At 69.1% G+C, this 13142-nt stretch carries 11 protein-coding genes and 1 tRNA gene; 6 read left to right on the top strand and 6 right to left on the bottom strand.

What is annotated here, in order from left to right; genetic code table 11:
• Positions 1 to 3 precede the first annotated feature (3 nt).
• The 5 genes from G127AT_RS07560 to G127AT_RS07540 all read right to left on the bottom strand — a co-directional run bounded on the left by G127AT_RS07560 (position 4) and on the right by G127AT_RS07540 (position 5891).
• Positions 4 to 1236, bottom strand: coding sequence for a PP2C family protein-serine/threonine phosphatase (locus G127AT_RS07560; RefSeq protein WP_210901571.1), 1233 nt, complete (start codon positions 1234 to 1236; stop codon positions 4 to 6).
• A 3-nt stretch (positions 1237 to 1239) separates the two neighbouring features.
• Complete coding sequence (locus G127AT_RS07555) at positions 1240 to 1761, bottom strand: FHA domain-containing protein FhaB/FipA (RefSeq protein ID WP_210901569.1); 522 nt, start codon at positions 1759 to 1761, stop codon at positions 1240 to 1242.
• On the bottom strand, positions 1758 to 2483 hold the full coding sequence (locus G127AT_RS07550; protein WP_210901567.1) for an FHA domain-containing protein: 726 nt from the start codon (positions 2481 to 2483) through the stop codon (positions 1758 to 1760). Before G127AT_RS07550 ends, G127AT_RS07555 begins: the two co-directional genes overlap by 4 nt.
• Before the next feature lie 109 nt (positions 2484 to 2592).
• Positions 2593 to 5112 (bottom strand): glycoside hydrolase family 65 protein, encoded by a 2520-nt coding sequence (locus tag G127AT_RS07545; RefSeq protein WP_244857829.1) that lies wholly within the window; start codon positions 5110 to 5112, stop codon positions 2593 to 2595.
• A complete protein-coding gene (locus G127AT_RS07540) occupies positions 5109 to 5891 on the bottom strand; it encodes an HAD family hydrolase (protein ID WP_244857931.1) in 783 nt (260 codons plus the stop codon). The genes G127AT_RS07545 and G127AT_RS07540 overlap by 4 nt, the downstream gene beginning before the upstream one ends.
• Positions 5892 to 6274: 383 nt before the next feature.
• Between G127AT_RS07540 and G127AT_RS07535 the strand changes: the two genes are divergently transcribed.
• From G127AT_RS07535 to G127AT_RS07525, 3 genes are all read left to right on the top strand, one after another.
• Positions 6275 to 6358 (top strand) — tRNA-Leu (locus G127AT_RS07535).
• 334 nt (positions 6359 to 6692) lie between these two features.
• Positions 6693 to 6998 (top strand): DUF7010 family protein, encoded by a 306-nt coding sequence (locus G127AT_RS07530; RefSeq protein ID WP_210901564.1) that lies wholly within the window; start codon positions 6693 to 6695, stop codon positions 6996 to 6998.
• A gap of 621 nt (positions 6999 to 7619) precedes the next feature.
• Positions 7620 to 8024 (top strand): hypothetical protein, encoded by a 405-nt coding sequence (locus G127AT_RS07525; protein ID WP_210901561.1) that lies wholly within the window; start codon positions 7620 to 7622, stop codon positions 8022 to 8024.
• Between the two features lie 73 nt (positions 8025 to 8097).
• Here the strand turns inward: G127AT_RS07525 and G127AT_RS07520 are convergent, their stop codons facing one another.
• Positions 8098 to 8784, bottom strand: coding sequence for a TetR/AcrR family transcriptional regulator (locus tag G127AT_RS07520; protein ID WP_210901559.1), 687 nt, complete (start codon positions 8782 to 8784; stop codon positions 8098 to 8100).
• A 231-nt stretch (positions 8785 to 9015) separates the two neighbouring features.
• Between G127AT_RS07520 and G127AT_RS07515 the strand changes: the two genes are divergently transcribed.
• The 3 genes from G127AT_RS07515 to G127AT_RS07505 are packed head-to-tail and all read left to right on the top strand — an operon-like array spanning position 9016 to position 13134.
• A complete protein-coding gene (locus G127AT_RS07515; RefSeq protein WP_210901557.1) occupies positions 9016 to 9861 on the top strand; it encodes an SDR family oxidoreductase in 846 nt (281 codons plus the stop codon).
• Entirely contained in the window at positions 9861 to 11930 is a 2070-nt protein-coding gene (locus tag G127AT_RS07510) for an acetate--CoA ligase family protein (RefSeq protein ID WP_210901555.1), read from the top strand. Before G127AT_RS07515 ends, G127AT_RS07510 begins: the two co-directional genes overlap by 1 nt.
• A gap of 10 nt (positions 11931 to 11940) precedes the next feature.
• On the top strand, positions 11941 to 13134 hold the full coding sequence (locus tag G127AT_RS07505) for an acyl-CoA dehydrogenase family protein (protein ID WP_210901553.1): 1194 nt from the start codon (positions 11941 to 11943) through the stop codon (positions 13132 to 13134).
• The last annotated feature ends 8 nt before the right edge of the window (positions 13135 to 13142 follow it).

The raw sequence follows: 13142 nt of genomic DNA, 5'->3' as shown, positions 1-13142 counted from the left end.
TGCTCAGTCAAGTGACGCCTCCAGACGCTCGACGATCGCACGCGCATCCGACAGGGAATCGGCGCTGATGGTCTGCTCGATCCGCTGCTGGTCGTAGGTGCGCAGCTCCGACACGTCGACCTCGGTCTCCTCGTGCAGCTCGTGCAGCGAGATCGGCCCGAGGTCCTGCTGGATGCCCTGGAAGATCGCGACGCGCCCGTTCGACTCGCCCACGTAGTACCGGGTCTGCGTCCACTGGTAGCCGAGCCCGAACACCGCGACGATCGCCACGACGAGCAGGGCGATCCAGAACCCCCAGACGATGCGCCGGCGCCGGCGCCGGCGGGCGTCCTCCTCGATGATCTCGTCGAAGTACTCCTCGCTGTCCGGCTCGAAGTGCGTCTCCTGCACCGGATGCGGGCGGAACGGGGTGAGGCGGATGCCGCGTGGCTTGACCGGCTCGGCCGCCGCGCCGAACGCGAGCGGGGCCGCCGCAGAGCCCACGATGAGCGGCGGCGTCTCGGGAGCCGGCGGTTCGCCGATATCGACGAGCACGACCGTCACGTTGTCGGGGGCGCCGGCATCCAGCGAGGCCTTCACGAGCCGGTCGGCGACGAGCTTCGCACTCGCCTCCGAATCCAGCAGCTCGTGCAGGGTCTCGAACGACACGAAGCCCGACAGACCGTCGGAGCAGATCAGCCAGCGGTCGCCGGCGCGCGTGTCGAGCACGAGCGTGTCGATCTCGGGGGTCGACTCGACATCGCCGAGGACGCGCATGAGCACCGAACGGCGCGGATGCACCATCGCCTCTTCGGCCGTGATGCGCCCCGAGTCCACCAGCCGTTGCACGAAGGTGTGGTCGGTGGAGATCTGGCTGAGCTCGCCGCCGCGCAACAGGTAGATGCGGGAGTCGCCGATATGGGCGATCGCGACCCGGTCGCCCTCGACGACGATGCCGCTGAACGTCGTGCCCATCCCGGTGAGCTCGGTGTGCTCGGCGACCGTCTCGGCCAGGCGTCGGTTCGCCTCCAGCAGCGCCTCCTCGAGGCCGACCGCCGCCTCGCGGGCATCGCCGAAGTCCACGTCGGCGCGCTGCATGTACTGCGTCGTGATCGCGCTGGCGACATCGCCGCCCGCATGCCCGCCCATGCCGTCGGCGACGAGGAACAGTCGCCGCCCGGCATAGCCGGAGTCCTGGTTGTTCGAACGGACCCTGCCGACGTGGGAGACCGCCGCGCTCGCCTTGACCGAGGCCATGGACTACCGCCGGAGCTCGAACGTCGTCGCCCCGACCTTCACCGTGGCTCCGAGCGGGACCGGGACGGGCACGGTCACGCGGGAGCCGTCGAGGAAGGTGCCGTTCGTGGAATCGAGGTCTTGGAGCATCCACCCGCCGTTCCACAGCATGAGCCGAGCGTGGTGGGTGGAGGTGTAGTCGTCGCGGATGATGATCGCCGAATCGCTCGAGCGGCCGATCGTGATCTCGTCGCGGCCGAGCGGGAACTCCGCACCGGCCTTCGGCCCCGACGTGATCACGAGCTTCGAAGCGTTCTCGGCCGTCGCCTGACCCCCAGGCTGGGGCGGGGCCGCGGCGGTGGGTGCGGATGCCGGGAACGCCGCCGCCACCGGGGCTTCGGCCTGCTGCGCCGGCTGCAGCTTGCGCACGCGCTGCCCGAACAGGTCGCTGCGCAGCGCGTACACGATCGTGAACACGAAGATCCACAGCAGCAGCAGGAAGCCGAGCTGCAGGACGACGAGGGTCAGTTCACTGGGGTTCGTCATGAGGCGGGCCCCCACATGGTCGGGTCGTGCCGTCTGCCGGCCGGCTGGGCGCCGCCGGATGCCTGTGCGATCACCCGGAACACGATACGGCTGCGACCGATGGAAATCACCGAATCGGGTTCGAGCACGGCATCCTTCACCGGGGCGCCGTTCAGTTGCGTGCCGTTCGTCGAGCCGAGGTCGCGCACGCGCGCCCGCCGCCCGTCCCACTGCACCTCGGCATGCTTGCGCGAGGCGCCCGAATCGTCGAGGGTGACGTCGGCGTCACGGCCGCGCCCGATGATCGTGCGGCCCTTCGTGATCGGATAGCGGCGACCGGCGACGTCGAGCACCGGCGTCCAGGCGACCTCGCCCTTCACACTGTGCGAATCGATCTGCACGATGCCGACCGAAAGCGACTCGTCGGGCGCGAAGCCGATGGTGATGCCGCCGGCGAACTGGAAACCCTGGCTCGCGGCATGCCGCTGCACGACGCCGGTGAGCTCGTCGATGAGCGCCGGGCCGAGGCCGGCCATGCGGTCGTAGTCGTCCTGCGCCATGCGCACCGTGAAGGTGTTCGGCACGAGCACGCGGTCGCGCGAGACGATCGCCGCGTTCGTGTCGATCTCGCGTTTCAGCGCCGAACTGATCTCCACCGGCTGGAGTCCAGAACGGAAGGTCTTCGCGAACGCGCTGTTCACGGCGCGCTCGAGACCCTTCTCGAAGTTGTCCAGTAGGCCCACAGGTCTCCCGATCCGGTTGGCGTGGTTCTGTTGCATGTTAGCCGTACCCGCTGGATCGGCGCCGATGGATCTGCCGTCCTCGCCGAATCCGGCGCCTCACGGCATCCGCTCAGTCGACCGTCAGGCCCGCCTCGGCCTCGTCGACGTCGACGTCGAGGGAGATCGTCGGGATCGAGGCCGTCAGCAGCGTGCCGTCGGAACGGCGCACCCCGCTCATCCCGTGCACCGACGGACGGCCGCGCAGGCGCGGACCCTGCCCGTCGAGGGGCACCGTGACCTCCTCGCCGGCGACGACGAGCACATCCCGGCCCCGCACCGACACGCGTGCCTCCTCGCCCGTCTCGAGCTCGAAGGAGATCGAGGCGTGCTCGATCCGCACCCGGAGCCGCGCACCGGCGATCGTCAGACGGAACACGAGCCGTTCCCAGCCGTCCGGCAGACGCGGGTCGAAGGTGAAATGCGAATTGTGGTCGCGGAAGCCGCCGAAACCGTAGGCGATCGCCTCCCACACCCCGCCGGTGGATGCCACATGCACCCCGTCCGAGGCGTTGTGATGCAGATCGGCCAGATCCACGAACAGACTCGCCCGGAAGTAGCGCATCGCCAGCTCGTGATACCCGACCTCGGCCGCGATGATCGACTGCACGACCGCCGAAAGCGTCGAATCGCCCGTGGTCAGCGGGTCGTAGTACTCGAAATTCGCGCGCTTCTGCGCATCGGTGAAGCGGTCGCCCTGCAGGAACAGGGCAAGCACCACATCCGTCTGCTTCAGCACCTGGAAGCGGTAGATGACGAGCGGGTGGTAGTGCAGCAGCAGCGGCAGCCGGTCCTCGGGCGTGTGCTCGAGATCCCACAGCTCCTTCTGCAGGAACTGCGAATCCTGCGGGTGGATGCCGAGCTGCTCGTCGTAGGGGATGTGCATATGCGCCGCCGCGCGCCGCCACTCGGCGACCTCGCCGGCGGTGAAGCCCAGCCGGTGGACCGCCCGCTGATACGCCTCCGGATCCTCCACCTGCACGTGATCGACCGCGGCCGCCGCCGCCTGCAGGTTCGCCCTGGCCATCACGTTCGTGTACAGGTTGTCGTTCACGACCGTCGTGTACTCGTCCGGCCCCGTGACGCCGTGGATGTGGAACACGTCGTCCTCGCCGACGCGCCAGAACCCCAGGTCCTCCCACATCCGCGCCGTCTCGACGAGGATGTCGATGCCGCCGTGGGCGAGGAACTCGACATCTCCCGACGCCCGCACGTACTGCATGAGCGCGAAGGAGATATCGGCGTCGATGTGGTACTGCGCGGTGCCGGCCGCGTAATACGCGCTCGACTCGAGGCCGTTGATCGTGCGCCACGGGAACAGTGCCCCGCGCTGATTCATCTCCAGAGCCCGGGCCCTGGCCGCATCCAGCATCTTGTGCCGGAATCGCAGGACGTTGCGTGCGACCGCAGGCGAGGTGTAGCTGAGGAACGGCATCACATACACCTCCGAGTCCCAGAAGTAGTGGCCGCCGTAACCCGAGCCCGTCACGCCCTTCGCCGCCACGCCGCCGCCGTCGGTTCGGGCCGTCGCCTGGGCGAGCTGGAACAGGTTCCAGCGGATCGCCTGCTGCAACTCGGACTGCGGCGTCACCTCGACATCCGCACGGTCCCAGAAATCGTCCAGCCACGCCCGCTGCTCGGCGAAGAGCCGCCCGACGCCCTGATCCCGGGCCCGATCCAGCGCCCGCTCGCTGCGGCCGGCCAGCTCTCGCACCGGCACCGCCGCGCCCGTGTGGTAGCTCAGGATCTTCGTCACCCGGATCGGCTTGCCCGGCTGGGCGCGGATCCGGTAGCTGTGCTCGGCGAGGTCCTCCTCGACGATGCCGCGCTCGGTGTACTCGTTGTCGGTCGTGATGCGATGATCGGCGCCGACCACGATCGTCATGCCCGAATTCGTGCACTGATAGCCCAGCTGATAGCGGCCCGCGTTCTCGCGCTGCAGCCGCGGCTGCAGCACCCGGTCGGTGAACTGCTCCGCCTTGCGCGGGTCGAAGGTGCCGTCGGTGACCTGCGGCACCCGCGAACGGTACTCGTCACGGCCGTCCTGCCGGTTGATGATCTGGCTCGAGATCGTCACCGCCGCAGGAGCATCCAGCAGCTCCACCTCGTAATCCACCACGGCGATGTGCCGGTCGATGAAACTCGTCATCCGCCGGCTGGTGATCAGCACCTTCTTGCCCGACGGCGTCCGCCACTCGATCGAACGCGACAGCGACCCGAGCCGGAAGTCGAGACGCCGCTCGTAGTTGAGCAGCTCCGCCTCGGTGATGATGAGCGGCTCGTCGTCGACGTACAGACGGATCACCTTGCCGTCGGGCGCGTTCACGATCGTCTGGCCGACACGCGCGAAGCCGTACGCCTCCTCGGCGTGGCGGATCGGCCACGTCTCGTGGAACCCGTTCACGAAGGTGCCTTGCAGATACCCCGTGCGGCCCTCCTCGACATTGCCGCGAAGACCCAGATACCCGTTGCCGACCGCGAACAGCGTCTCGGTGCGGCCCTGATCGGCCTCGCTGAACTCGGTCTCGACGAGCGCCCACTCCTCGATCGGGAAGCGGCCGCGGTTCAGCGGGTCGTCGTCGGCGAATCTCACCGGGGGTGTTCCTTTCCCTGCAGGGCATCGAGCTCGGCACCGGCATCCGCCGGCACGATCTCCGAGCCTCTCACGGCCGGCACCAGATCCGCGAGGTCCTTCACGACGAGCTCCGCACCCAGCTCGGCCAGGCGCGCCGCGCCGACGCCGCGATCCACGCCGATGACGATGCCGAAACCGCCCGCCGCGCCGGCCTGCACGCCGCTCTCCGCATCCTCCACCACCGCGCAGGCGGCAGGCGGCAGGCCGATCAGCTCGGCCGCACGCAGGAACGTGTCGGGCGCGGGCTTGCCGGGCAGATGCTGCGCCGAGGCGACCGCGCCGTCGACGACCACCGGGAAACGGTCGGCGATGCCGGCAGCCTCGAGCACCGCGGGGGCGTTCTTCGAACTCGACACGACCGCCACCCGGCATCCCGCCGCCTGCACGGCGTCGAGGAACGCGACCGAGCCCGGGTATGCGGTGACGCCCTCCTCGTCGAGGGTCTCGGTGAAGAGGGCGTTCTTGCGGTCGCCGAGGGCGCGGACGGTGTCGGTGTCTTCGGTGTTCTCGCGGGCGGTGTCTTTGGGGGCGGTGGATGCCGGGGGAGCGGTGCTCGCGGCATCCGCACCCGATGACCCGTCGCCCTCGGGCAGCACGATGCCGCGACTGGCCAGCAGCGCCCGAACCCCGTCGTAGCGGGGCTTGCCGTCGATGCACGCGTAATAGTCGTCGTCCGTGTACGGCGCAGCCCCGCGCGCGGCGAGGAACGGCGTGAACAGGCGCGACCACGCGTGCATGTGCACGACCGCGGTCGGCGTGAGCACGCCGTCGAGATCGAAGAGGTAGCCGCGGATGACGCTCGGATCGAGCGTCGCGGCACTGTCGCGTGAGGGCACGGCGGTCCTTCCTCCCGAAGCCCGGGCCTGGCGCAACCCGCACTTCGATGCTATGCGGCGGGCCCCGGCTGCGCGAGTGCCCTTCACACGCTTCACTGGGTCGGGGCGGGCGTGGGCGGGCGTCCGCGCCGGGGTCCGGCCCGGGGTCCAGCCCTCTGGCCCGGGGGTCGGCCCGGGGTGGCCCTGGGTCGGCCCTGGTCCGGCCCAGGCCCGGCCCGAATGGGAATCTCAGCCGGGAGGTGTTAGTCTCTGTTGGCTGGTGCGCGATGCGTGCCGGTGCTCACGCGCGAGTGGCGGAATTGGCAGACGCGCTGGCTTCAGGTGCCAGTACTCGCAAGGGTGTGGGGGTTCAAGTCCCCCCTCGCGCACGAGACGACGGCCCCGGCGGAACCACGGTTCCCCGGGGCCGTCGGCGTGTGCGGCGTTATTCCCGACCGCAGCGGCTCCTGCGTGCAGCGAGGGGTCGCGCGGCGTCTGTTTCACTCGCGGCCTCGGCGACGCTCGAACCGGCGGCTTTGCCGGCGGGAGGCTAGGAGTGCCGATTTCCCGTGGGAGTGCCGGGAAGTCGGCACTCAGGCGGGAGATCGGCACTTCTGGCAGCGACAGCGGTGCGGCTGGAGCGGAGGGCGACCGGGCGGCGGCAGCTGTTCCGCTCGCGGCCGGCGCGTGCCAGGATCGGCACGTGGATGTCGAAGAGGCCCAGTGCCGGCGGGGCTCCTCGTGGCGATCGCGCTCGGCATCCTCGAGCCGACCCTGTTCCTGCCGGCATCGCTCATCATCGTCGGCGCCCACTATCTCACCTTCATCTCGCTCTATGGCATCCGCCTGTACGGAGTGCTCGCCGGCGTGCTCGTCGGGATCGGCGCGGTCGCGCTGTTCTGGATGCCCGGCATTCGCGGGATCAGCGGATGGATCGGCGCGGCCGTGCTGCTCGCCGCCGCCGTGCCGCTGTACCTCGGCTCGCGTGCGGCGATGCGCGAACCGTCGGCGGACCCGGCGGCAGCGTAGGAGTGCCGATCTCCCGTAGGAGTGCCGAATTGCTGCCGGAGTGCCGATTCTCCGCCGGAGTGTCGATCTCCTGCTGGAGTGCCGATCTCCCGCGAAGCGACGCGTAGGAGTGCCGATCTCCCGTGGGAGTGCCGGGAAGTCGGCACTCCGGCGGGAGATCGGCACTTCTGGCTGCTGGCGCGGGCGGGCAGGGGACCGGGCGACGGGGGAAGCGGGCGCGGGTGCCGTCGCCGGCGGGGCGGATCTCGGGGTGGATGCGAAGAGCTCCTCGAGCAGGACGCGGAGCTCGAGGCGGGCCAGCGGTGCGCCCGGGCAGGCGTGCACTCCGCGCCCGTAGACGAGGTTCAGGGCCGGGTCGCGATCCACTCGGAACTCCTCGGGGTCGCCGAAGCGCGGCGAGGTCGCGGTTCGCGGCCGCCCAGTAGACCATGAGGCGCGCCTCGGTCGGGATGACGCGGCCGCCGAGTTCGACCGGTTCGGTCGTGCGGCGGCGGTTGCCGACGAAGGGGTCGTCGATGCGGATGAGCTCGTCGGTGACCGCGTCGGCGAGCCCGGGATGTGCGCGCAGCATCCGCTGCCGTTCGGGATGCCGGGCGAGGGCGGCGACGACGATGCCGACGGATGCCGCGATCGTCGACAGTTCGCCGACGGTCCAATTGCGATCGTCGAGACGATTTCCTCGTCGCTGAGCGGCCGGCCGTCGACGTGTTCGGCGAGCAGTCGCCCCGTCGGGTCGTCGCGCTCGCCGCTCGCACGGCGGTCCGCGAGCTGCTCGCGGATGTAGCCGTCGAACTCGTTCGCGACCTCTTCCATCGCCGCACGATCGAGCTCCCGGGTGGCGCGCCGGTTCTTCTCGGTCCACGCCCGCATGGGGGCGCGCAGCCGTTCGGGCCAGCCCATGAACGCGACCTGCACATCGTTCGCGAACGGTTCGCCGAGCTCGGCGTGCCGTCGATCTCGCCCTGGGTGCTCTTCCCGGTCAGCCAGGACACGCACGACGGGCACCGCCAACGTTGCGATCCCTGATTCACCGCATGATTCCGCGGCTCGACCGAGATCCCATCCACTCCTCTTGACCGATAACCCGGCCTTCGTGGCACTACTTCGGCAGCAGCTCGTCCGAGATGTAGCGCACGAGGATCTCCTTCATTGCGGTGATCGTGATTCTGGGTGACCCCGTGAGGTACTGGATTGCGAGCCCGTCGGTCATCGCAGTGAGCCGATGGGCCACCGTCTCCGGATCGACGTCGGAGCGGAAGATGTTCTGGCGCTTCCCGCGCTGAACAGTGCGTTGCACCGTTTCATACCACCGGTCGTAGTATCCCTGGTGCGCCGTGCGCAACTCGGGGCGCACGGTCGCCTCCGCCCAGAACTGCACCCAGATCGACCACTCGTCGCGCAGCTCCCCCATCCGGGGCAGCTGCATATCGATGAGGGTCAGCAGGCGCTCGTGGGCGTCATCGATGCGCTTGAGCACGTCGCTCTGGCGGTTGAACGCGCGATCCACTGCGTGCATGAGCGCATCGTTGAGCAGGTCGTGCTTGCCGTCGAAGTGGTAGTGCACGAGGCTCGTGCTGATCCCGAGCTCACGCGCGACGTCGGAAACCCGCACGGCGTGGAAGCCGCGCTCCGCGATCAGTCGAGCGGTGGCATCGAGGATTCGTGCGCGGGTGCTCTTCGCCTCGCCGGGTTCGTCGGCGCGGGAGATCGGGGCTTTCTCCGACGGCCTCGACGGCGAGGTACCAGCGGGCGACGGGCCGGCGGCGTTGCGGGCGCGCGAATTCATGAGTCGAGTGTAGCCGTGCCATGCCGTCCCGACCTGAGATTGACTGCTCGATCAGTCGCTCGCTACCGCCTACCACCGCGGTTCGCACGCGCCCCCATTAAGCGGGGCATATCCGGGCTTCGGTTGACACTGACTCTGGAGTCAGCATAACCTCGCTCCGGAGTCGAGCTGCTTCCTGTGGCCTCGGGCTTCGAGTAGCGCGTGAGCGCCACGGTAAATGAGGAGACGAAGATGTCTGAATTGCTGGGGAGCTCCCCGGGCTCACGGGTGCTGCGGTCTGACGCACTGAGCGGGAAAGTCGTGCTCGTCACAGGAGCCGGAAGTGGAATCGGTCGCGCGATCGCGCTCGACGCGGCACGCGCAGGCGCCTCGCTCGTTCTCGCCGGTCGTCGCGAGGAGCCGCTGCTGGCCACCCGCGACGAAGCCGCGCTCGTGGGGGCGGACTGCCTCGTCGTGACTGCCGACATCCGTGAAGCCGACCAGGTGACCAGCATGGTCGATGCCGCGCTCGATCGGTTCGGCGCCGTCGATGTGCTCGTCAACAACGCGGGCGGCCAGTTCATGGCACCGGCCGAGGACATCACGCCGAAGGGGTGGCGCGCGGTACACCGGCTCGCCGTCGACGGCAGCTGGATGGTGACCCGAGAAGTCGCGACACGTTCGATGATCCCCCGGCTGAGCGGTGTGATCTTCTTCATCGGATTCTCTCCGAGGCGAGGGATCCCTCAGATGGTGCATGCGACCTCGGCGCGGGCGGCGCTTGAGAACCTCGCGTCCGGCCTGGCGCTCGAGTGGAGCCAATACGGGATCCGCACGCTCTGCGTGAACCCGGGCACCATCGACACCGAGGGATTGCAGCAGCAGTACGACGAGTCTGCTCGCCGTGAGTGGGCCCAGGGAGTTCCGCTGGGCAGGCTGGGCACGGAGTGGGATGTGTCGGCGTTGGTCACGTTCCTCGCGACGCCGGCGGCCTCGTTCATCACCGGAACCCAGATCGTCGTCGATGGCGGCGGCGACGCATGGGGCACGGGTCGTCCGGTGCCACCGCTCGTCGAGGCACCGGGGGAGAACGCGTGATGACGGCACGGGATTTCACCGGACTGTTCGAGCCGCGATCGGTCGCGATCCTGGGCGCGAGCAACGACGAGACGAAGTACGGCAACTGGATCAGCGTTCAGGCCCTCGGAATGCTCGGCCGCCGTGAGCTGCACCTCGTGAACCGGCGCGGAGTCTCGGTGCGGGGGCGTCCGCCCGTCCGCTCCCTGGAGGAGATCGGCGAGCCGGTCGACCTCGTGGTGATCACGGTTCCCGCCTCCGGCTTCGAAGAGGCCGTCGAAGACTCGCTCGCCGCAGGGGCCCGCGCGATCGTCGGGGTGACGGCAGGGTTCGCCGAACTCGGCGCAGAGGGCCGCGCGATCCAGGACCGCATCGTGCGCCGTGTGCGGGATGCCGGAGCCGTGCTGGTCGGGCCGAACTGTCTCGGCGTCGTGGATGCGGCCTCGGGGCTGACGCTCGCTTCCAACCCCATGCCGGAGGGCGAACTCGCACTGTTCTCCCAGAGCGGCAACATGGCGCTCGAGCTCAGCGGTTTCCTGCAGCAGAACGGCCACGGCTTCTCCCGCTTCGTCTCGCTCGGAAACCAAGCGGATGTCACAGCCGCAGAACTCATCGATGCCTGTATCGAGCATGAGGCGACGCGCGCGATCGCGGTGTACTGCGAGGACTTCGGCGACGGGCGCGCATTCACCGAGGCCGCCTCGCGCGCGGTCGAGGCGGGAAAGCCCGTCATACTCATGACCGTCGGTGGGAGCGAGGCCTCCATGCGCGGCGCCCAATCCCACACGGGTGCTCTGACCTCCGACACCGCCGTCATCGATGCGGCCTGCCGCGCGGCCGGCGTCGTGCGCGTCCACACTCCCCGCGAACTGGCCGATGCCGCGAAAGTGCTGCTGCGTTATGGCGTGGGAAACGTCGTGCGGCGCGTCGCGGTGATCGCAGACGGCGGCGGCCACGGCGGGATCGCGTCGGACACCTGCGAGCGGTTCGGGTTGTCGGTGCCCGAGTTCAGCGCTGCCTTGAGCGAGCGGGTCGCCGCATTGCTTCCCCCTTCGGCCGGTACGGCGAACCCCATCGACATCGCCGGCGCCGGAGAACAGGACAATCCGTCCTTCGCCCGGGTGCTGCACGAATGCCTCGCGAGCGGTGAGGTCGATGCCGTGCTGTTGACCGGCTACTTCGGCGGGTACGCCTCGTACGGCGAGGGCCTGGCGGCGGAGGAGCTGCAGACGGCCGCGCGGATGGCCGAACTCACCGCGGAGTACGGCAGACCGGTGCTCGTCCACACGATGGCGCACACGTCGCCGGCCGCAGCGCTCCTCGAGGAGCGAGGTGTTCCGGTGTGCTCGGCGATCGAGGACGCGGTCCGCGCGCTCGCGGCACTCGACCGCGCCCGCAGGGCACCCACCCCTACCGGAGGAGTCACCCTCCCGGAGGTCCCCCTCGTCAGCGACGACTACTGGCGCGAGCGGGAGATGCTCGCAGACATCGGGATCCCCTTCGCACCCGCCATGCGCGTCAGCGACGGCGCGGAGGCCCGCGCTGCGGCGGATCGCATCGGCTACCCGGTGGTGCTGAAGGCGCTCGGGCTGCTGCACAAATCGGATGCAGGCGGGGTCGCCCTCGGGATCACCGATGCCGAGGAGCTCGACGCCGCGCTCTCGCGGATGGAGCGTGAACTCGCGCCGCCGGGATTCGTCGTCGAACGCATGGTGGACGCCTCCGGATCCGTCGAGCTGATCCTCGGCGTCCAGCGGGATCCTCGCTTCGGAAGCGTCGTGATGGTCGGCGCCGGCGGCGTGCTCACCGAAGTGCTCGGTGACGTCGCCTTCGAGCTCGCCCCGGTGGATCCCGAACAAGGTGAGACGCTGCTGCGCTCACTGCGTACCGCCAAGATGCTCGGGGACTTCCGCGGCAGAGCAGGCGTGGACGTCGCGTCGGCCGCAGAGCTCCTCGCCAAGATCTCCGCGTTCGCAGCCGCCAATCTCAGAATCCGCGAAATCGAGATCAACCCGCTGCTCGTCTCGGCCGCGGGCGCGATCGCCCTCGACGCGAGGGTCATCCTCGACCCAGAGACCTCAGAGAAGTAAGGAACACACCATGGAATTCGCCTACAGCCCTCGTCTCGCCGAGCTGAAAGCCCGAGCACGCTCCCTCGCCGACGCGATCGAGCCATTCGAGCTCGAATGCGAGGAGAACAACGGGATCTCGGCCGCGTCTCACGCGACGATCAAGCAGGCCGTGCTCGATCACGGGCTGAACGCCATCAACACTCCGGTCGAGTTCGGCGGCACGGGCCTCTCGGTGCTCGAGCAGGCGGTCGTTCAGGAGCAGCTCGGTCGTCTCACCGGAGCGCTCTGGGACACGGTGTGGCGTCCGGCGAATCCGCTGGCGCATGCCACTCCCGAGCAGCGGGAACAGTACCTGCTCCCGGGCGCGCGCGGTGACCGACGCGACGCCGTCGCGATCTCCGAGGCCGAAGCCGGATCGGACTTCTCCACGGCAGCCACCACGGCGACCCCGACGGAAGACGGCAAGTACTTGATCAACGGCGAGAAGTGGTTCGTCACCGTCGGCGATGTCGCGGACTACCTCATCGTCCTGGCGATGGTCGAGCCGGAAATGAAGCCGACGATGTTCCTCGTCGACATGGACACCCCGGGGATCACGAAGGCCAAGACCCCCCGCTACACCCACACGTTCGTATACGAGCACCCCGAGTTCCACTTCACCGACGTCGAGGTCGGCCCGGAGGCGGTGCTCGGCGGGATCGGTGAGGGACTCGAGCTCACGCGCGACTGGTTCACCGAGGAGCGCCTGATGATCGGAGCCCGCACGATCGGCGCCGCAGAACGAGCCCTCGAGCTCGCCGTCGACTGGGCGAAGAACCGCGTGCAGGGAGGTGCTCGCCTCATCGATCACCAGATGATCAAGGCCATGATCGCCGACTCCGCCGCCGAGATCGCGGTCAACCGCGCATATGTGCACCAGGTGGCCTGGGAGTTCGACCAGGCCGAGGCCGGAGATCAGGCGCGCCGCAAGACGCTGCACGCGAAGGCGGCGACGGTGAAGCTCGCTGCGTCCGAAGCGTCGAACCGAGTGGTGGATCGCTGCCTGCAGATCTTCGGAGGCCGCGGCTACATGCGGGAGTACCCGGTCGAGCGGCTGTGGCGCGAACTGCGCGTCGACCGCATCTGGGAGGGCACCTCGGAGATTCAGCGCTTGGTGATCGCCAATGAGGCCGACAAGCGCGGGATCCAGGCACTCCTCAGCTTCAGCGGACCGGCGGAGTAGGGCCGATC

It is taken from the genome of Agromyces archimandritae, from assembly GCF_018024495.1.
In the GTDB taxonomy this organism is placed as follows: domain Bacteria; phylum Actinomycetota; class Actinomycetes; order Actinomycetales; family Microbacteriaceae; genus Agromyces; species Agromyces archimandritae.
Note: the sequence above shows the minus strand (reverse complement) of the source record. Positions and strands in the feature narration are given on the sequence as shown.